Origin of the sequence: Chitinophaga sp. YR573 (assembly GCF_900110995.1) — a bacterium.
Classification (GTDB): domain Bacteria; phylum Bacteroidota; class Bacteroidia; order Chitinophagales; family Chitinophagaceae; genus Chitinophaga.
In genome coordinates this window covers 2,620,197-2,641,213 of the sequence record NZ_FOJF01000001.1, presented here as the reverse complement: position 1 = coordinate 2,641,213, position 21,017 = coordinate 2,620,197, and the positions used below count along the sequence as shown (strand labels likewise).

At 43.1% G+C, this 21,017-nt stretch carries 18 protein-coding genes; 9 read left to right on the top strand and 9 right to left on the bottom strand.

What is annotated here, in order from left to right; translation table 11 throughout:
• Positions 1–43: 43 nt before the first annotated feature.
• Complete coding sequence (locus BMW86_RS11075) at positions 44–1,453, bottom strand: TlpA family protein disulfide reductase (protein ID WP_089781785.1); 1,410 nt, start codon at positions 1,451–1,453, stop codon at positions 44–46.
• 136 nt (positions 1,454–1,589) lie between these two features.
• On the opposite strand from BMW86_RS11075, the gene rlmD reads away from it, so the two are divergent.
• From rlmD to BMW86_RS11035, 8 genes are all read left to right on the top strand, one after another.
• Positions 1,590–3,002, top strand: a complete 1,413-nt coding sequence (gene rlmD / locus BMW86_RS11070) for a 23S rRNA (uracil(1939)-C(5))-methyltransferase RlmD (protein WP_089781783.1) — start codon at positions 1,590–1,592, stop codon at positions 3,000–3,002.
• A gap of 58 nt (positions 3,003–3,060) precedes the next feature.
• The gene (locus tag BMW86_RS11065; protein WP_177189224.1) at positions 3,061–3,825 is read left to right on the top strand and encodes a rhomboid family intramembrane serine protease; all 765 of its coding nucleotides are present in this window, start codon (positions 3,061–3,063) and stop codon (positions 3,823–3,825) included.
• Positions 3,826–3,841: 16 nt separating this feature from the next.
• Positions 3,842–4,606: a rhomboid family intramembrane serine protease gene (locus BMW86_RS11060; RefSeq protein WP_089781779.1), complete on the top strand. Its 765-nt coding sequence runs from the start codon at positions 3,842–3,844 to the stop codon at positions 4,604–4,606.
• Positions 4,607–4,675: 69 nt separating this feature from the next.
• Positions 4,676–5,773 carry an endonuclease/exonuclease/phosphatase family protein gene (locus BMW86_RS11055; protein WP_177189223.1) on the top strand — a complete coding sequence of 366 codons (1,098 nt, stop codon included), beginning with the start codon at positions 4,676–4,678 and terminating at the stop codon, positions 5,771–5,773.
• Between the two features lie 41 nt (positions 5,774–5,814).
• Positions 5,815–6,933: an endonuclease/exonuclease/phosphatase family protein gene (locus BMW86_RS11050; protein WP_143056552.1), complete on the top strand. Its 1,119-nt coding sequence runs from the start codon at positions 5,815–5,817 to the stop codon at positions 6,931–6,933.
• Between the two features lie 105 nt (positions 6,934–7,038).
• Positions 7,039–8,535, top strand: a complete 1,497-nt coding sequence (gene cysS, locus BMW86_RS11045) for a cysteine--tRNA ligase (protein WP_089781773.1) — start codon at positions 7,039–7,041, stop codon at positions 8,533–8,535.
• 20 nt (positions 8,536–8,555) lie between these two features.
• Positions 8,556–9,545 (top strand): M28 family peptidase, encoded by a 990-nt coding sequence (locus BMW86_RS11040; protein ID WP_089781771.1) that lies wholly within the window; start codon positions 8,556–8,558, stop codon positions 9,543–9,545.
• An 86-nt stretch (positions 9,546–9,631) separates the two neighbouring features.
• Positions 9,632–10,252, top strand: coding sequence for a DNA-3-methyladenine glycosylase family protein (locus BMW86_RS11035; RefSeq protein ID WP_089781770.1), 621 nt, complete (start codon positions 9,632–9,634; stop codon positions 10,250–10,252).
• Between the two features lie 93 nt (positions 10,253–10,345).
• Here the strand turns inward: BMW86_RS11035 and recA are convergent, their stop codons facing one another.
• The 5 genes from recA to BMW86_RS11010 all read right to left on the bottom strand — a co-directional run bounded on the left by recA (position 10,346) and on the right by BMW86_RS11010 (position 15,007).
• Positions 10,346–11,362, bottom strand: a complete 1,017-nt coding sequence (gene recA / locus BMW86_RS11030; protein ID WP_089781768.1) for a recombinase RecA — start codon at positions 11,360–11,362, stop codon at positions 10,346–10,348.
• Positions 11,363–11,615: 253 nt separating this feature from the next.
• Complete coding sequence (locus tag BMW86_RS11025; protein WP_089781766.1) at positions 11,616–12,296, bottom strand: phosphatase PAP2 family protein; 681 nt, start codon at positions 12,294–12,296, stop codon at positions 11,616–11,618.
• Positions 12,297–12,320: 24 nt separating this feature from the next.
• Complete coding sequence (rpoN, locus tag BMW86_RS11020; protein WP_089781764.1) at positions 12,321–13,808, bottom strand: RNA polymerase factor sigma-54; 1,488 nt, start codon at positions 13,806–13,808, stop codon at positions 12,321–12,323.
• Between the two features lie 71 nt (positions 13,809–13,879).
• Positions 13,880–14,500: a ribonuclease HII gene (locus tag BMW86_RS11015; protein WP_089781762.1), complete on the bottom strand. Its 621-nt coding sequence runs from the start codon at positions 14,498–14,500 to the stop codon at positions 13,880–13,882.
• A gap of 75 nt (positions 14,501–14,575) precedes the next feature.
• Positions 14,576–15,007, bottom strand: a complete 432-nt coding sequence (locus BMW86_RS11010; RefSeq protein ID WP_089781760.1) for a hypothetical protein — start codon at positions 15,005–15,007, stop codon at positions 14,576–14,578.
• A gap of 170 nt (positions 15,008–15,177) precedes the next feature.
• On the opposite strand from BMW86_RS11010, the gene BMW86_RS11005 reads away from it, so the two are divergent.
• The gene (locus BMW86_RS11005; protein ID WP_089781759.1) at positions 15,178–17,334 is read left to right on the top strand and encodes a S46 family peptidase; all 2,157 of its coding nucleotides are present in this window, start codon (positions 15,178–15,180) and stop codon (positions 17,332–17,334) included.
• A 63-nt stretch (positions 17,335–17,397) separates the two neighbouring features.
• Here the strand turns inward: BMW86_RS11005 and BMW86_RS11000 are convergent, their stop codons facing one another.
• From BMW86_RS11000 to typA, 3 genes are all read right to left on the bottom strand, one after another.
• Complete coding sequence (locus BMW86_RS11000) at positions 17,398–17,889, bottom strand: META domain-containing protein (RefSeq protein WP_177189222.1); 492 nt, start codon at positions 17,887–17,889, stop codon at positions 17,398–17,400.
• Positions 17,890–17,935: 46 nt separating this feature from the next.
• A complete protein-coding gene (locus tag BMW86_RS10995) occupies positions 17,936–18,811 on the bottom strand; it encodes a hypothetical protein (RefSeq protein ID WP_089781755.1) in 876 nt (291 codons plus the stop codon).
• A 138-nt stretch (positions 18,812–18,949) separates the two neighbouring features.
• A complete protein-coding gene (gene typA / locus BMW86_RS10990) occupies positions 18,950–20,764 on the bottom strand; it encodes a translational GTPase TypA (protein WP_089781753.1) in 1,815 nt (604 codons plus the stop codon).
• Between the last annotated feature and the right edge of the window lie 253 nt (positions 20,765–21,017).

Below are 21,017 nucleotides of genomic sequence, written 5' to 3'. Positions count from 1 at the left end.
AATAAATGAGTTATAACATACTTTAATGTAGGCTACACACGCTTTACTTGTGTGCGGTTCCTCCACGTGCTTCCATTTTATCGATGAATTCATTGAGTTGTTCTACCCCAAGTCGTTTAGCCACGATCTTCTTTTTTTCATCTAACAGATATACTACGGGAGTGCTGTACACATCATATAATCTGCGGAAGTTACTTTGTGCATCGGGGTCCCAGGCGTGAATCCAACCGTTGAGTTTATACTGTTTAATAAAGTTCTGCCACTCTTCTTTAGTACCTTCTGTTTTAAAGCCAACCATCGCTACTCCTTTACTTTTCCAACTGGCTTTATATGCAGAATCCAAACGGGGAACTTCTATTTTACAATGTCCACAAGTGGGGTCCCAGAAAACAAGAACAGTATATTTTGCTTTGGTAGTATAGAGTGATACCGGTTTTAATGCAGAGTCTTTTACTTCCAGTGGTGGCGCCTGTTGTCCTATCAGATTAGGTGCTATAGAATATGCACGCGAGATAACTTTATTCAGTTGTTCATCATTCAGCCAGAATGCATCTCCTGCTACGTAATACTTTTCTACAAGGTGTACAAACACAGCATCCATTCCCATGTACTGCGATGTTTCATAGTTGTAGGTAAGCCACCACACCACATACTTAAACACCTCTTTGTTTTTACGTGTTTGTGCTATCAGCTGGTCACACTCTATATTCACAGAATCGGGATGAGGCGGTACAAGTTGTGTAAAATATTTGTGCAGTTTATTTTCAAGTATAGGAGTATATACCAGTCTGTCATCACCCAGATCTACATTCTCCCAGTAATGTGCTTTATAATAACGATAAGCGAAAGTAGAATCTTCAGGAGAAGGATTAGTTGGGATCTCTGGTTCCTTTAATGCTTTAAACATGCTACTGAGCAGGCTCTGTGGATGTTTGGCAATCACATCATTGCGGTAATCCTGTAGCTTCTTGCGCAAAGTTGTTTCCAGGGATCTCGCAGCAGCACTGTCTGCCGTTGTATGAGCTGTAGCCAGTTTTGCCTGTAACTGAGTATTGATAGGGCCTATCTCATTCGTCAGGAACTTATTATATCCCAGGAAAAGCTCATTTTCTGGAGAGTTCTTAAAGACTGTTTTTGTGATAAGGTCTGAGGAATCAGCGATAATACTGAATTGCTGTTGTTTATTATCCAGTAATAACTCAAAATAACGCTGTTTACCAGGGAGGAGGATCATGTAGATACCACCAGGTAATGCCTGGGTCCCCTTTATTACGCCAATACCCTGCTCATTCAGTAAAGCAGAATCCGACATGTATTTATTATTCCCCATATAATGGGCCAGGTAAACCTGTCCACCTTTATACTGCTTTAACTGGATGGTAATCTGGTACCCCTGTGCCTGTAACTGAAACTGGGATAAAAGGCAGGCTAAAATGATAATTAGTCTTTGCATAGGACATCGGTTAGTGTAAATGTAGCAAGGAAAAGGGAAAATTTAAAATCTCAGGGGGAAACAATACCCCGGAAAACTGTGGTTTACATATGGCTTACAGCTTGTTGCTTGTAGCTAAAATCCTACCTTTGCACCCGTGAGGAAAAAAAATGTTATTCTGGAAAAAGTACCGGTTAGCGCTTATGCCGCAGAAGGGAAAGCACTGGCCCGTATTGACGGAAAGGTGATATTTATAGAAGGGGGCGTGGTTCCCGGAGATGTAGTGGATGTAAGGCTCGGTAAAAACAAAAAGGACTGGGCAGAGGGGAAAGCCATACACATTCATAGCTACGCGGAAAACCGCGTAAAGCCCTTTTGCGAACATTTTGGAAACTGTGGCGGCTGTAAATGGCAGATGTTACCCTATGCCCAGCAGCTGGAATACAAACAGCAGCAGGTGGCAGATAACCTTCAGCGTATCGGGAAACTGGAATTGCCCCCCATGCAACCTATCATGGGTTCCCGTTTTTCTACTCATTACCGCAATAAACTGGAGTTTACCTTCAGTAACAAAGCCTATCTGCTGGCAGATGAGATCGGAGAAGATGGGGTAATCCCCCGGCGTAATGCCCTGGGATTCCATGTACCCAAGTTATTCGATAAAGTATTGGATATAAATACCTGTTACCTGCAGGCAGAGCCGGTAAATGCCATCCGCAATACCATTAAGGCATATGCACTGGCAAACGACCTCTCTTTTTACGATATCCGTGCCCAGGAAGGGTGGCTGCGCAACCTGATCGTCAGGATCTGCACCACCGGGGAGGTGATGGTAAACCTGGTGATCCACCACGAGAACAAAAAAGACAGGGAAGCCCTGCTGGACCACCTGCTGGCAACAGTACCCGGTATCACTACCATACTGTATACCATCAACCCCAAAGGGAACGATACTATTTTCGACCTGGATCCTAAAGTATATTACGGAAAAGGATATGTGGAAGAAAAACTGGAAGATTTTGTATTTAAGATAGGCCCCAAGTCGTTTTTCCAGACTAATACCTACCAGGGAGAAGCATTATACCAGGTAACCAGGGAATTTGCAGGCTTAACAGGAACAGAAATTGTTTATGACCTGTATTGCGGAACAGGCAGTATTGGTATTTTTGTATCTCCACAGGCAGGCAAGGTAATAGGGATAGAACTGATAAAAGAGGCGATAGATGATGCAGTTGAAAATGCAGAAATGAATAACGTGAAGAACGCTACCTTTTTTGCAGGCGATGTGGTAGATATTTGCAACGATGCTTTCTTTGCTCAACATGGGCAACCGGATGTAGTGATAACAGACCCTCCAAGGGCGGGTATGCATGAAAAGCTGGTAAACAAATTACTGGAAATTGCAGCCCCCCGTATTGTATATGTAAGCTGTAACCCGGCAACACAGGCAAGAGATCTGGCTTTACTGGACCAGTTATATGTTGTAAAAAAGATACAACCAGTGGATATGTTCCCACACACCCACCATATAGAAAATGTGGTGTTACTGGAAAAAAGGATTAATCATTAATAGAATCAGTTAATAAATGAGTGAGTTCAGGCCCAGCAGATTTGAAATTCTTCCCACCGTGATCAAAAACCTTCTGATCATCAACGGTTTGGTATTCCTTGCACAATACACGCTGGGTGCAAGTCTGGACCATAAAATTGAAGACCTTTTTGCACTGCATTACTGGGGTTCGGACCTCTTTAAGCCGCATCAGCTGATCACTCACCTGTTCATGCATGGCTCTCTTGAACACCTGTTCATGAATATGTTCACCTTGTGGATGTTTGGTGCTACACTGGAAAATATCTGGGGGCCCAAACGTTTCCTGATATTCTATATGGTTTGCGGCCTGGGTGCAGCCCTCTGTCACCTTGGAGTGCTGACGTACGAGAACATCTCACTCAGTAAAGATATACAGGCCTTCCTGTCTGCTCCTTCCGCCAGTAACTTCGTAATGCTGCAAAACAAGTACGACCTTACCTTCCGCGGTTATGAGTTAACCAGTTATCCTACCACGCCTGAGCAGATGGAAGCTACTAAAGTATTCTTACAGCAATATGTAAGCGACTACCGCGATACCGCTACCCTCGGAGCTTCAGGCGCTGTATTCGGGATCCTCTTTGCTTTTGGATACCTCTTCCCGAACAATCTTTTATATCTCTACTTCCTGTTTCCGGTCAAAGCCAAGTATTTCATTGGCTTCCTGATAGTACTTGAACTGATATCCGGTATCCAGAACTCTGCAGGCGATAACGTAGCCCACTTCGCCCACCTTGGCGGAGTACTGTTCAGCTACCTCTTATTGAAGACATGGAACAGAAAGAACCGACAGCATTTTTATTAACACACAACTTTATGCCATGCATCAGGAGGAAAACAGAGGAATAATACAGCTATCACTGGGAGACCGGAGGAACATGGTTACACAGCTGTTGCTGGTAAACATTACCGTGTTCATGCTGTTGTTCTTTACACAGATCATTTACAACATTGAAGGCAATACGACAGAAAGATTTAACAGAGAAGTACTGAGCAGGATAATTTTATCAGGAAGTATCCAACAGGTATTACATAGCCCGTGGAGCATTATCACGTCTCTTTTTGCACATAACAGCTTCTGGATGATATTCAGCAATATGATCTGGCTATGGGTTTTCGGCTCCTTCTTACAAGGTCTGGCCGGGCACAGACGCATTCTTCCCCTCTATATCTACAGCGGCCTTTGTGGTATCGTGTTTTACCTTTTAGGGATGCAGCTGATTCCTTCTTTCCGCGACCTGCAACCATATGCTGCTATGACAGGGGCTTCTGCCAGCATCATGGCACTGGCGATAGGAGCTACTACCATCGCTCCAAATTACCGCATCTATCCACTGTTATCCGGTGGTATTCCCCTGTGGATAATTACCATCCTGTTTATTATTATAAATGTAGGCACACACGTGGTTACACAACATGATATGACTTACCTGCCTGCATTATTGGGTGGTGGTCTTACCGGTTTTATTTATATGCAACAGTGGAGAAAGGGCAATGACCTCGGCTCCGGCTTTAACAGGATCCTTTATAAGATCACACATTTTTCCCATCCTAAAGGGCCTAACAGCCTTAACATGGTAAAATAAATATAACAGAGAAACATCCGGAATACCCGGATGTTTTTTTATTTTACTTATGCCTTTAAACCCCACCCCGTGTCCCTGTTCAAACGTCGTGCGCTATATTATACACATGTGCTGATAGCTTTTATGCTTATCCTCACATCCTGGCTACCACATTTCAATCCGCAGGCAATATGGCCGAGTGGCTTTATTGGCTTATTGTTTCCGCTATGCTGGTGCCTTAACTTTTTATTCCTTATTCTCTGGATCATTTATAAAGAGAGATTTCTTTGGATGGGTGTGTTTGCACTTGTATTATCATCCCCTGCATTGTATGTTAGTTTTGGACTACACCCGGGATCAGACATAAAAGCCAAAGGCAGGAAACAGTTCACCCTTATGACTTTCAACACCAGTAGCATGGGATTGAAAGAATACAAAGAAGATGTTTCTATTAAAAACAACATCTACTATACTATAAAAGAAAATCAACCGGATATTCTCTGTCTCCAGGAGTTTTACACCAATAACAGAAGCGGTTATACTGATCATATTTCCGATATACAGCAACAACTACATTACCGGTACTTCTATTTCACCTGTGATAAAACAAGCTGGTATACCTGGCAATATGGGATCATCCTGTTTTCTAAATATCCTATTATAAATGCTTCTGCCATCCCCTGCGGACACAGCGCTGTTGGCAGTGGCAGCAGTATACTTCAGGCAGATATACTTATACAAGGCGATACTGTGCGTATTCTCACAGCCCAGCTACAGTCCTACATGTTTAAATCAGTTGATTACTCCTTCATCGAGATGAAAGACCCTGCTGTGGGAGAAGGCAAGACGCTGGTAAGCAAAATGCGCCGTACCATTTACAAAAGAGCGGAACAGGCCCGTCTGCTTGCATCCCTTGCAGATGCAAGTCCTTATCCGGCAATTGTTTGCGGAGATTTCAATGATATACCCGTATCTTATACTTATAATACCATCAGCAATAACATGCAGGATGCTTTTCTCAGTCATGGTTTTGGCTTAGGCAGGACTTTGTCCTTTTTATCTCCAACGCTGCGAATTGATTATATCCTTGCCCAGCCTTCTTTTAACATCCTGGATTACCATACATTTAAGAAGAAAGGGTTTGAACATTTTCCTGTAATGGCCACGTTCTCTCTAAAAAGAAATTAATTTCTCTCTTTCTACTATCTTTAAGCAAAAAGCAATAGCAGTTGAGATTTTTGAAGCTTTTTACAAAAGGTTTTTTTCTGACAGTAAACGTCATTGTATTGCTGCTGTTCCTGGTAGCATGCCTGGCTCCCTATGTGTCACCTGAACAGTGGTGGCCTATCAGTTTTATTACCCTTTTATTCCCTTTATTACTACTTGCGCTGATACTCTTTTTTATCTGCTGGCTCATATTCGATTTCAAATACTGTCTTTTATCTTTACTGGCTATCGTTATCGGGTGGAAATCCATTGCGGCTTTCATTGCATTCAACTTACCGTCTACTAAAAAACAGTTTGCCAATCCTGAAGGAAGTATCAACATCATGAGCTACAACGTAGCGCAGTTTGGACTTTACAAGGAGAAAGACAGTAAATACAACCGTCAGGCTATGTTTGCTTTGATCAACAAGCAGGACATGGACATCGTTTGTTTCCAGGATTTTTATACTTCGGAGAAGAAGAATGATTTCAATAACCGGGAAGATATTTCCCGTGAAATGAGATTGCCCTACCGTTACTTTTCCAGCGATTTTAACCGGGACGGGATGCAACACTGGGGATCTATCATTTATTCCCGTTCCCCTATCATCAAATCCGGCAAGCTGAAGATGTCTACAGGGCCATTAAGTGAAAGTCTCATTTACGCTGATATCGTTAAAAACGGAGATACCATCCGTGTCTTCAATATGCACCTGGCATCTTACCGGTTCAATGAAAGGGATTACCGTTTTATAGAAAAGATAAAAAAACAGGAAGATACCGGGCTGGTAGCTACCCGCAATATTGTGGAGAAAATGAAGGATGCATATGTGGGCCGTAGCCGGCAGGCAGATATTGTAGCGGCTTTCATCAAAACGAGCCCTTATCCTACCATTGTATGTGGCGACTTCAACGATACTCCTGCTTCGTACACCTACTTTACCATCAGGGGAACTATGCAGGATGCCTTCCTTACCAGGGGCAGTGGCATAGGCCGTACCTTTGCCGGATTAGCACCTACCCTGCGTATAGATTACATCTTTACCGATAAATCATTCATTATCAATTCTTTCAGGAAAATAAACTCCGATCTGTCCGATCATTACCCTGTTATTGCTAACCTGACCCTGCTGGGACATTAACCGGTTTATATGCTTTTTCAATGGTAATGTCACTGACGAAACAATAATTATCTTTGCAATCCAACAAAAGCCGAGGAAGGTTTTTACTATTCGAAATTATCTGATATGTCTGAGCTTAAAATATACAATTCGCTACAACGGCAAAAGGAAGTATTCAAATCTCTGTATCCCGGCCACGTTGGTATGTACGTATGCGGTCCTACCGTATCCGGGGAGTCACATCTGGGTCATGCCCGTCCTTATATCACATTTGATGTTGTTTTCAGATATCTGCAACACCTTGGCTATAAAGTACGTTATGTAAGGAATATTACAGATGCCGGTCACTTCGAGGAAGAAGGTCGCGCAGCTGAAGATAAAATAGCCAAAGGAGCCCTGCTGGAAAAGCTGGAACCAATGGAACTGGTACAGAAATACACAAACCTCTACCATTGGGCTATGCACCAGTTCAACTGTCTGGAACCAAGCATAGAACCTACTGCTACCGGTCATATCATCGAACAGATTGAAATGATTAAGAATATCATGGGTAAAGGTTATGCCTATGAGAAAAACGGCTCTGTATATTTTGATGTAAAGAAATATGCAGAAACGCATGACTATGGTATTCTCAGTGGCCGCATATTAGAAGATATGCTGGAAACTACCCGTGAGCTGGAAGGTCAGGATGAGAAAAAGAATAAGGTAGATTTTGCCCTGTGGAAAAAGGCACCACCAGAACACCTGATGCGCTGGCCCAGTCCCTGGAGTGATGGTTTCCCTGGCTGGCATATTGAATGTTCTGCTATGAGCAGTAAATATCTGGGCAAACAGTTTGATATTCATGGTGGTGGTATGGACCTGCAATTCCCTCATCATGAGTGTGAAATAGCACAGAGTGAAGTGGCGCATGGTGAGATGATGGCCCGTTACTGGATGCATAACAATATGATTACCATTAACGGCCGTAAAATGGGTAAGGCGTATAACAATACCATCAAACTGACGGAGATGTTTGCGGGTACTAATCCTTTGCTGGATAAGCCTTATAGCCCCATGACGATCCGCTTCTTTGTATTGCAGACACATTACCGTGGTACCCTGGATTTCTCCAATGAAGCGTTACAGGCTGCGGAGAAAGGTTTGCAACGTTTGTGGGCTGCGTATGAAGTATTGCTGAAACTGAGCTACGACGGGGCGAAAGGTGTTCTCAATGAAGAGCTGGACAAGCAGGTACGTGAATGGTGCCACGAATGCCAGGAGTTCATGAATGATGATGTCAACACGGCTAAAGTATTGGCGAATCTTTTTGAACTGGCACCAGTGATTAATTCATTGAAGGGTGGTCAGATTAAAATGCACGAGATCAGTGAAGAGACTTTCACGCTTTTGCAGAAAACATGGAATATTTATCTGATAGAGATCCTGGCGCTTAAACCGGAGACTTTATCTACTGATGATAATACGCTTGATGGTGTTATGCAGTTACTCATTGAGATGAGGAAAGAAGCTAAAAGCCGTAAAGATTATGCTACTTCCGACAAGATCCGCAATCAGCTTTTAGCTGTAGGTATACAGTTGAAAGATGAGAAGGATGGTGGCGTGAGTTATAGTATCCAATAATAAACAGTACTCATTTTTATATGAATAAAATCATCAGCACTTTTACGGGTATCGCATTGTTTGCATGTGCCTGTAATCAATCAACGAATAATAACCAGAACAATGGTGCGGATAGTGCCAGTCAGCAGGTGACTGCGGCAGCGAAAGTCCCTGTTTTCAATGCAGACAGTGCATATGCATTTACGGCTAAACAGGTGAGCTTTGGTCCACGTATTGCCAATACGCCGGCACAGCCTAAATGTGCTGAATGGCTGATACAGGAGTTAAAACCTTTGGCGGATACGGTGTATGTACAGCGTACTACTGTGATGGGACCTAAGAAACAGCCTCTCCCTTGTATCAATATCATTGCTACTTTCAATCCGGATGCTAAACAGCGTATCCTTCTTTTATCGCATTGGGATACTCGTCCGCATGCGGATCAGGATGCGTTTGATAAAACCAAACAGATGGATGGTGCCGATGATGGCGCCAGTGGTGTTGGGGTGCTATTGGAAACCGCCCGTGAATTGCATGCGCAGAAACAAGGTATTGGTGTGGATCTTTTACTGACGGATGTGGAAGATTATGGAATCAGTGAAGAGGAGAACAGCTTTTGCCTTGGTACGCAGTACTGGGCGAAGAACCCGCATGTGAAAGGTTATAAAGCTAATTATGGTATTCTGTTGGATATGGTGGGTGCCCGTGGCTCACAGTTCTTTATGGAAGCGGGATCTCAGCAGTATGCGTATGGTCCTATGAAGATGTTCTGGGATGTGGCGAATCGTCTTGGATATTCTGATTATTTCCGGTATGAGAATAATGGCTCTGCTATTACGGATGATCATGTGTATGTAAACACGATGGCGAACATACCTACGTTTGATATTATTGCGTTGCAGCCTAACGGTAATTTTGCTCCTCACTGGCATACGCAGAACGATAACATGAGTGTTATTGATAAACGTACATTACAGGCAGTCGGGCAAACTATTATGCAGGTGATTTACGCGCAGCCTTTCGAGTACTAGATAACACCTTACATAACGATGCTCCTGAGCAGGCAAATATTCTTATTTTTGCTGTCTCAGGAGCATCCTGTTTTTATACCCTTGTTATGACTCAACCTTTAGAAATCTACCACGTTCACTTAGGTAAAGACAAAAAGTTTTTACCGATTATGGTTAGTCCTCTTCCTGCTCTGGCCATTCGAAAAAATATTGCTCTCCGGCTGATAGCTTCTATCATGAGCCAGCAGCTAAGTGTAAAAGTAGCAGACGTTATTTACAAGCGTTTCCTTGCTTTGTATAATGGGAAAGAACCCACTGCACAGCAGATTCTTGACACTGCTCCGGAAACCTTGCGCAGCATAGGTTTATCTAATGCTAAAGTAAGTTACGTTCACAACGTTGCGCGCTTCACAGTGGAAGAAAAACTGACGGATAAGAAGCTGCAAAAGATGGATAATGATGAGGTGATTGCCTATCTGACGCAGATCAAAGGTGTAGGTCGCTGGACAGTAGAAATGTTGCTGATGTTTTATCTTGGAAGAGAAGATGTATTTGCGATAGATGACCTGGGAATTCAGCAGGCGATGATCAAATTATATAAGCTGGATAAAACAGATAAAAAAGCATTCAGAGAAAAGCTACTGAAGATCTCTGTGAAGTGGTCTCCTTATCGGACTTATGCCTGTAGATATTTATGGGCCTGGAAGGATATGAAACCTACTGCGTAAGCAGCTAAAAAAAATCCCCACCTTGAAAAAGGCGGGGATATAGGTAATACTAACTAACCCAATTGCTTATATCTAAAACTAAAACAACTCTAATTAAGAAGCGGCTTCCAGCTGCTGCGCTGCAATCTTCGCTTTGATTTTCCCTTCAATCTCATTCGCTACTTCCGGATTGTCGATCAGCAACTGCTTCACGGCATCGCGGCCCTGGCCCAACTTGTTGGTATCATAACTGAACCAGCTGCCGCTTTTTTGTACGATGCCATATTCAACACCCATATCAATGATCTCACCTACTTTGGAGATACCATGTCCGTAGATGATATCAAACTCAGCCTGGCGGAAGGGAGGTGCAACTTTATTTTTTACAACTTTTACTTTCACGCGGTTACCCACTGCTTCATCACCATCTTTGATCTGTGCCATACGACGGATATCTAGACGTACTGATGCATAGAACTTCAGGGCATTACCACCGGTAGTTGTTTCCGGATTACCAAACATAACACCGATCTTCTCACGCAGCTGGTTGATGAATATGCAGCAGCAATTCGTCTTTGAAATGGTAGCCGTCAGCTTACGCAATGCCTGAGACATCAAACGGGCCTGTAAACCCATCTTGCTATCTCCCATTTCACCTTCCAGCTCACCTTTTGGAACCAGGGCAGCTACGGAGTCAATTACCACTACGTCTACCGCTCCTGATAAGATCAAACGGTCCGCAATTTCCAGACCCTGCTCTCCATGGTCCGGCTGTGAAATCAGCAATGAATCAACATCCACACCCAAACGCTGGGCATAAGTACTGTCAAAAGCATGCTCAGCATCTATTATAGCACAGATACCGCCTTTCTTCTGCGCTTCTGCTATTGTATGTATCGCAAGTGTCGTCTTACCGGAAGACTCAGGTCCGTAGATCTCTACGATCCTGCCTTTAGGAAGGCCACCAATACCCAGTGCAATATCAAGACCCAGAGAGCCTGTAGATATTACCTCCATGGCAACCACGCCCTTCTCTCCCATCATCATCACGGACCCTTTACCGAAATCTTTATCGATCTTGTCCATGGTAAGGCGCAGTGCCTTCAATTTATCTGCATTGGCTGTAGACATATTAGTAAGTGTTTTTTTACAAATTTAATGGTGCGCTAAGTTAAGATCTAATTTTTAACTTTCCCAAATTTTTTAGCATTTTACACCAAAAATGCTAAATCCTATAGTAAAGCCTGCAACCTTTCACCGAATCAAAAAAAAGTTTAAGGGTTAACTCACAACGGTAACATATGTCAATGTTCAAATAACACTACAAAGATGGGCCACCTTCACGCACTGAATGTGCGTAGTGAAAAAAGAAAGAAAAATAATCTTACCCTACTATACCATATGCTATCCATTGCGATAGAATACCGATAATAAAACCGGTATAGATCTCGGCAGGAGTATGCGCGGAAAGAATTAAACGGGCCGTTGCTACAACACCGGCTATCAGAATAGTGACTACCAGCGGAAAACTAACATTCATATGCATACCGGTCATCAGCATCAGCAAAAGGCCGATTACCCCGCCCCAGCCGGTCGTATGCATACTGATCTTCGCATACGTATTACCTACCATAGACAATACCACCGCTAAAAATACCCCCAGGAAAAATGCATTGAAAAAAGGAGGTGTTACCCCTTCCCTCTTAAACGCATAAAATGCCCAGAAATAATAAATGGTACAGGCTACATATGGAATGATACGGTCGCGCTGCGTATGCATCTGTATAGACTCTACAAACTTCAGGGAACGTGCCAGCATTAAAGTTAATACCGGGAAAAATATACTGATGGTGAGTACACGGATATAAAGCGTATCATACTGAAAACGCTTGCTGCTGTGGGCAAATGCTACAAAGTATTCCGGCAGTGACCTCACTATCAGGAACGTAATAATTAACGGTATAAATAACGGATGCGTGATATAAGAAATAACCGTTGCTACCGCACGCAATGCTGATGAAAATACCGGACGGTTATCCGTTGTTGATAATGTTGCCTGTTCCATTCGATACCCCCTGATATTAATTTTTTAAAGCTCTTTTCTAAGCCTTGCTACTGGTATATTTAACTGCTCCCTGTATTTGGCCACCGTACGGCGGGCAATATTGTACCCCTTATCCTGAAGCATCTTCGTCAGGTTCTCATCACTCAGCGGTTTACGCTTGTTCTCCCCTTCTATCAGATCAGACAAAATCTTCTTTACCTCACGGGTCGATACTTCTTCCCCGCTATCTGTAGATAATGACTCGCTGAAAAAGAACTTGAGCTTAAAAGTACCAAACTCTGTCTGCACGTATTTACTGTTCGCCACACGGCTTACGGTAGAAATATCCAGCTGGGTAATATCTGCAATGTCCTTCAGGATCATAGGTCTCATCGTTGTTTCATCCCCTGTAAGGAAAAATTCCCGCTGATACCCCATGATAGATTCCATTGTAGACAACAGCGTATGTTGCCTTTGCTTGATAGCATCAATGAACCATTTAGCTGCATCTATCTTCTGTTTGATAAACAGTACCGCTTCTTTCTGACGTTTGTCTTTCTTATCTCCACGGTCATAATCCTTCAGCATATCCCTGTAACCTTCAGAAATTCTTAGGTCAGGTGCATTCTTTGAATTAAGGGACAATTCCAGTTTACCGTTATTGTTGAGGATGAAAAAGTCAGGTATCACATAACTCTCGGCCTTATTCAGGGTGGCATAATTGCCGCCTGGTTTTGGCGTAAGACGGATAATCTGGCCTATGGCTTCCTTCAGCGCTTCATCACTCATATTCAATCCCTTCTGGATCTTCTCGTAGTGCTTCTTGGTAAACTCATCAAAGTAGTTCTCCAGGATCTGGTAAGCGCCCATCACTCCGGGATCATCCTGAATTTTGCGTTTCAATTGCAGTAACAGACACTCCTTCAGGTCTGTAGCACAGATACCCGGCGGATCAAACTCCTGGATCTTTTTAATCAGGTCCTTGATCTCGTCTTCATCTGTAGATACGTTCTGAGAAAAAGAAAGGTCGTCCACAATTGCACTGATCTCTCTTCTCAGGTAACCATCATCATCAATGCTACCAATGATCTGTTCTGCGATGCTGGTCTGTCTTTCATCCAGTGCCAGCATACCCAGTTGTGCCAACAGATGCTCATGGAAAGATGTTTCCACTCTTACCGGGATGGTTTTGTTCTCATCCGGGTCTGGGTAGTTATCATCCCGCAACCTGTAATCGGCTATATCATCATCTCCTTCACTTACGTATTCGGAGATATCAATATTATCGTATTCATTCTCGCTTCCATCAGGCTCAAAATCATCCTCCTCTTCAGGCGCCGTGTATTCTTCCTGCGTTTCCTTAAATTCATCTTCCTGCGCTTCCTCTCCATATTCCAGGGCAGGATTTTCCTCCAGCTCTTCCTTGATACGTTCTTCAAGAACAGCCGTGGGTACCTGAAGCAGCTTCATTAACTGAATCTGCTGTGGAGACAATTTTTGTAATAGCTTCTGCTGTTGTGTCTGCTTTAACATAGTCTGATCCTATCCAATGGCAAAAATAATAACAATAGTTTTAAGTATTCAACTTCCACGGGCGGGAAGGCCTATTTCACAGGTTTGTCGGCAAAATCCAGTTCTATCTGTTCCGGCAATAACCGGAAAGATTTACGGTGATAAGGGGTATCTCCATGTTCCCGGATTGCATTACGGTGATATACAGTAGGATAACCTTTATTTTCCTGCCAGCCAAAATGCGGAAATTGTTCATGCAGGGACTGCATATATTCATCCCGGTAAGTTTTAGCCAGTATGGATGCTGCTGCTATAGAAGCATATATCCCATCTCCTTTAATAATACAGGCATGAGGGATATCTCCATAAGGGACAAAGCGGTTGCCATCTACCAATATATAACCGGGCCTTTGCTTCAGCTTTTCTAAAGCTAGGTGCATCGCCCTGAAAGATGCCTGCAGGATATTGATCCTGTCGATCTCCTCATTATCTACACTGGCAACTGCATAACATACTGCTTCTCTTTCTATTACCACCCGCAGGGTATCACGGTCTGCCGCCTTCATCTGCTTGGAATCATTCAGGAGCTTATGCCGGAATTCAACCGGCAATATCACAGCGGCCGCAAATACCGGCCCTGCCAGACACCCTCTTCCGGCTTCGTCACAGCCAGCTTCAAACGCAATTTCCTTTTGATGGTATGAAAGTAACACAGCCCTATAGTGATTGTTGCCAGGTAAAGTTAGTTATTTTAGATTAGCCCCCACAGACCGTTACAAATTCTTAATTTACTGGAACAACTCATTAAATTCCTGCTTGAACTCCGTCCATTCCCTGTCTGATTTTTTAAGCAGGGTATCTGCTCCTTTACGGGTATCCTCCCAGGTAGATGCGCTGCTCTTTTTTACATCTTCCAGTTCACGATTGATCTGATCCCTCAGTTCTGACAACCTTTTACGGGCTTTTGTACTCTTTTCTGAACCATCTTTTTTGAGGTCCTTCATTTTCTGATCTATTTCATCCTTACGGTCCTGCAGATCGTCACTCACTTTTTTACGCTGTTCATCCAGGTATTCTCCCGCATCTTTGGCAGTTTCCTTAACATCTTGTCCAATTTTCTCCACACCTTCTTTCATCTCATCTTTCTTCTCCTGCTGCTTTCCGGTCTCATGACAGGCAGAAAAGGTAGCGGCAGCAAGCAAGTACAGCAATATTCTCATACGTAGGTTTTTAAAATGATGTTTAGTGATAATAAACGTCCCTTACAAACGCCATTCCAATTTTATAAGATACCCGCCAGTGCCTCAATACAACCACTCAGCACAGTCAATATGGCACTTAATGAAAAATTAGCTAGGTTTGAGGTCCTTTACAAAATAGAATATTAATTATGAAGAAAAATGTATTACTCCTCCTTTTACTGCTGACGGTTAAATTTGCCAGGGCAGATGAAGGTATGTGGCTGCCGTACCTATTGGGACAGCAAGTGTACAACGACATGGTTAAAAAAGGTCTGAAATTAACCAAAGATCAGTTGTACAGTATCAATAAGGCCTCTTTGAAAGACGCCATTGTAATATTCGGAGGAGGTTGTACAGGAGAGATAGTGAGTAGTCAGGGATTAATATTCACCAACCATCACTGTGGTTATGATGCCATTGCTACAGCCAGTTCCATGGAACATAATTACCTGAAAAATGGTTTTTATGCCCTGAACAAACAACAGGAAATCCCTTCAAAAACTTTGTCTATACAGTTCCTCGTAAGAGTGGAAGACGTTACGGCAAAGGTAGAAGAAGCCCTGAAAGGACTTTCCGGTCAGGAAAGAGTAACACAACAACAGAAAATTACCACTGATATTGTTAGCCAGACTATCGCCAATACCAGCTATGAAGCAAAGGTGCTCCCTATGTTCAAGGGTAACCAGTTCCTGCTTTTTGTGTACGAGCGTTATAAAGATATCCGCCTGGTAGGGGCTCCGCCTGAAAGTATAGGCAAATTCGGTGGTGATACGGATAACTGGGAATGGCCCCGCCATACCGGCGACTTCTCCATTTTCCGTGTATATGTGAGTAAAGACGGCAAACCTGCTGAATATGCGGCGGACAATGTGCCTTTAAAACCTAAATACTTCTTACCGGTTTCTATAAAAGGGATCAGGGAAAATGATTATGCCATGATCTTTGGTTACCCGGGTGGTACCAACAGATACGAAAGCTCTGAAGGGGTGAAGCTGAAAATAAATGTGGAAAACCCTTCTGTAGTGGCGCTTCGCGCTGTTCGTCTTAAATATATGTTTGAGCAGATGAAGAAAGACCCGGCCATTAAATTGAAAATGGCCTCTTCTTATGCAGGTATTGCCAATTACTGGAAATTCTTTGATGGAGAAACACAGCAACTCCTGAAATATAAAGTACAGGAAGAGAAACAACAGCAGGAAGCTACATTTGAGAAATGGGCGCAGGGTAAACCTGAGTTTGAAAATATCTTTAAGGATTATGCAAAGGCTTACCAGGACTGGACTCCTTATGCTAAACATCGTATTTATATCAACGAAGGGATCTTAGGTTCTCCTCTCGCCGCTTTTGCTGCCAGTTTACAGGCGGTAGAAAAAGCGATGGTGACTCCTGGTACGGCATCTGATGCAATCAAGCAAAGTATACAGGCTGCTGATAAAGCCCGTACCGCTTTCCTGGCACAGGAAGATAAGACCAGCGATCAGAAAATCCTGGCTGCTACCTGTCGTCTTTTCTATACGGATATTCCACAGGCACAACATCCTATTGGCTTCTACGATGCGGTTAAAGCTAAATTCGGTGCTTTGGATGATGATAATACTTACCGTCTCTGGTCTTCTGCACTGATGTCCGGATCTATGATCCTGAATGATGCCCGCTGGAAGGCGTTTATTGCTAATCCTGATGCAGTGACCCTGCAGACTGATCCTGCTTTTGCTTATTCCAGTGCTTTCATAAAGAACTATGTAAGTAAATACATGCCGATCTATAACCAGTTCGTTACGCAGAATAATGACCTTGGCCGTGTTTATCTGAAAGGATTGTTAGCCATGGAGCCTAATAAGAAATGGTATCCGGATGCTAACTTCTCTATGCGTCTTACTTACGGACAGGTGAAACCTTATTCTCCCCGTGATGCGGTGTCTTATGATTATGTGTGTACGATGAAAGGTGTGATGGAGAAATATAAAGCAGGAGATTATGAGTTTGATTTACCTGATAACTACCTGGATTTATATAAGAAGAAAGACTTTGGCCAGTATAAAGATCTTAGGAAGAATGATCTTGTTACTTGTTTTATTACAACTAACGATATTACAGGTGGGAACTCTGGTTCTCCTGTATTGAATGCTAATGGGGAACTGATTGGTCTTGCTTTTGATGGTAACTATGAAGCTTTGAGCCACAAGATTCAGTTTGATCCTGTATATAACAGGACAATTTGTGTGGATGTACGTTATGTACTCTGGTGTATTGATAAATTGGGTGGGGCTCCTAATATTGTGAATGAGCTGAAGCTGATAAAATAATTTATGCTTGTGTAGAAAGGCCCGGTAGTGATGCTACCGGGCCTTTTTTATTATAGTTACTTTTTATTGCTGCGATTCTTTATCCATTGCACCAAACATCAGTATTATCTTGCTGCTATCGTACAATTGTAATGTCTGATCTGCTACATCAAATGTATAAGGATGGTCTGATAATAACCGGAGAAATGTTACCTCTCTTTCATTTGCTGCCTGATCCACACAGGCCATGCGGGTGCTGATGACCTGCCGGAATGAGATTGTATCTGCTGTCAGATTATAAGCTCCGGCCAGTTTGTTGCAACCACCGTTACCACTGATGCGGCGTGCGGTCGTATCAAACTCCAGCCATACGGAAGATTGTTCCTGCATCTGGCCATTCATCTGTATCAGCTTCCATCTTTTCCGTTGTATGTAATGCCATACGCTTCCTGTTAAGTTTACTTCTTTCACGGCGTCTTCTACAGCAGGTACTTTTGGAGTTTCTTTCGTTGTAGCAGGAGGGTTGCAGGCGTTCGCCAGTATTACAGCTAATGTGAGGGTAAATTTGTAAAACATGATTATAGGTTTAGTAAGATATCTCATTCAAAAATCAAACCATCAGTTATAACTGCCGGATTCTTCTGATCACCTCTCTGTAATAAGCCGCTTTATCTTTTGCTTCAATGTCAATCACCTTTACATCATTGGCGGCCAGCATATCCAGTTTGAATTTGGCTCCTTTTACAAATTCTGCCGGGATATAATAATAGAGCGCATTCCTTACCGGGATAGTGTTCTTCTGGAATTTCTGACGTGCGCGATAAGTCAGCAACCACCAGAGATCCGTTTCCACAAAGTCCAATGATAACCCGAATATATGGATATCCTTTGTGAAGAACAGGTCCAGCCAGGAATCTTCCCTGATGGGTTCTTTCAGGTGCATACGTCTTACCAGGGATAACCTGGGTGCCTGCGGGCTGGAATACGTAGTACCGGACACTACATAATTCCGCATCTGTTGCAGCTGTCCACCATAATGCTCAAAGCCCAGGTTAATACTTAGGGGGTTCAGACAATCTCCATGGATATGCCAGTAGTGAATATTATCTACTATATATTTTCTGAAAATACTGAAAATCCTTTCTGTGATGATACCATCATAAGAGGTTGGTATTACTCCTTCCAGCGTAAACTCATAGTTGGTAGTGAGAATATGTGCCGGTTTAAGACTACGGATCTCTGCATGAATTTCATTAGACTGTATAGCCAGTGTTTTCTTTGCAATAAATGTTTTTAAATCAGCTTCATTGATATGTGTTTGCCGGATGGCAGTAAGGAAGATTTCTTCGTATAACAGCGGGAAAGGCTTCCGGTCGTCCAGTTGCACACAGCCTTCAGGAAGGCAGAAGTTTATGATATCCTGCAACAGTTCTTTCCAGCTCTGGCCTTTGGATATGTTGTTGATATCGTTACCTATCAGCAATATCGGATTCCTCATGTCTTAATAGTTTGGTGTTAACAGGTCTTTCAATATAACAAATGTAGGCATTGGATACGCATCCAATATACGTAGGGTCTAAAACAAAAAAACCGTCCCGGCTTACGCCAGGACGGTTATATCTTAAAGAAGGATTCATTAGCCTACGCTATCAGCCTTCATTACTTTTTGTTGTCTCTTACGCTCTTCTTCGTCCAGGATGGTTTTACGCATACGGATGTGGTTAGGCGTAACCTCTATACACTCATCATGCTGGATGTACTCCATACATTCTTCCAGTGTCATCAGGGTTTTAGGAGCAATGCTGGTAGCACCATCGGTACCACTTGCACGCATGTTGGTCAGTTTCTTTCCTTCATTAGGGTTCACTACCAGGTCACCAGGCTTATTGTTTTCACCGATGATCATGCCTTTGTAAACCTCTTCTCCCGGATCAACGAAGAAGAATCCTCTGTCCTGCAGTTTATCGATAGAGTAACCGGTAGTGGTACCGTTTTCTTTAGCGATCAACACACCATTGTTACGACCGGGAATTGGTCCTTTCCATGGTTTGTAGTCATTGAAACGGTGCGCCATTACAGCTTCACCGGCAGTACCGGTCAGCATCTGTGTACGTAAACCGATCAGACCACGTGAAGGAATTTCGAATTCCAGATGCTGCATGTCACCTTTGGTTTCCATGATCAGCATTTCACCTTTACGACGGGTAACCAGGTCAATCACCTTACTTGCAAACTCCTGAGGTACATCTACCACCAGTGTTTCATAAGGCTCACATTTCTTACCATCTACCTCTTTCAGGATTACCTGAGGCTGACCTACAGTCAACTCATATCCTTCACGACGCATAGTTTCTATCAGTACACCTAAGTGGAGGATACCACGACCGTATACCATGAAGCTATCAGCACTGTCAGTATCCAGCACGCGCAGCGCCAGGTTCTTTTCAGTTTCTTTCATCAGACGGTCACGCAGGTGACGGGATGTAACGAACTTACCATCTTTTGCAAAGAAAGGTGAGTTGTTAATGCTGAACAGCATGTTCATTGTTGGCTCATCCACCGGAATGATTGGCAATGCTTCCGGTTCTTCGAAATCAGCAATGGTATCACCAATACCGAAATCTTCAATACCTACTACTGCACAAATATCTCCAGCTAAAACTTCTGTTACTCTCTTTTTACCCAGTGCTTCGAAAACATACAGTTCACGTACACGGGTTTTCTTGATAGTACCGTCAGCCTGTACAAGAGAAACCGGCTGGTTTTCCTTGATAGAACCACGGGCTACTCTTCCGATAGCGATACGGCCAAGGAAAGTAGAATAATCCAGTGATGTGATCTGCAATTGCAGGGTACCTTCAGCGATTTGTGGTTCCGGAATATGTTTCAGAATACCATCGATCAATGGGGTAATATCTTCGCTCTGAGTCAATGAATCATTGAACCAGCCATTCTTACCTGAACCATAATAGGTTGGGAAGTTCAGCTGCTCTTCAGTAGCATCCAGATTAAAGAACAGTTCGAATACCGCATCATGTACCTCGTCAGGACGACAGTTAGCCTTATCCACTTTGTTGATAACAACAATTGGTTTCAGGTTAAGCGCCAATGCTTTCTGCAACACGAAACGTGTCTGCGGCATTGGTCCTTCAAAGGCATCCACCAGCAATAGTACGCCGTCAGCCATTTTCAACACCCTTTCAACCTCACCGCCAAAGTCGGCGTGACCAGGGGTGTCTATCACATTGATCTTCACGCCTTTGTATTCAACAGAAGCATTTTTACTGAGGATCGTGATACCACGTTCTCTTTCCAGGTCGTTACTGTCCATGATCAGTTCACCAGTTTCCTGGTTAGACCGGAAAACGTTGGTGTGATGAAGGATCTTATCAACCAGGGTAGTCTTACCGTGGTCTACGTGCGCAATAATTGCTATGTTACGGATATTCATAAATCTTGTTAAAATGATTCTGGCTGAAGACGACACATCTGGCCAAAAGAAGGCGCAAAGTTACAATAAAATGTGGAAAAAAGGGGGATAAGATCTTAAATAATTGTGATCAATGTGTTAATGTTGAAGTTCCCCACTCAATCACCTGATTAGTAAGTGATTATATAATTTATCGGTAGCGTCTGGTTTACCAGGAGCTATATCCTCCTGTCTAAGTTCCTGCTATAATCTTGAACAGCTTCTGAACAGGAAT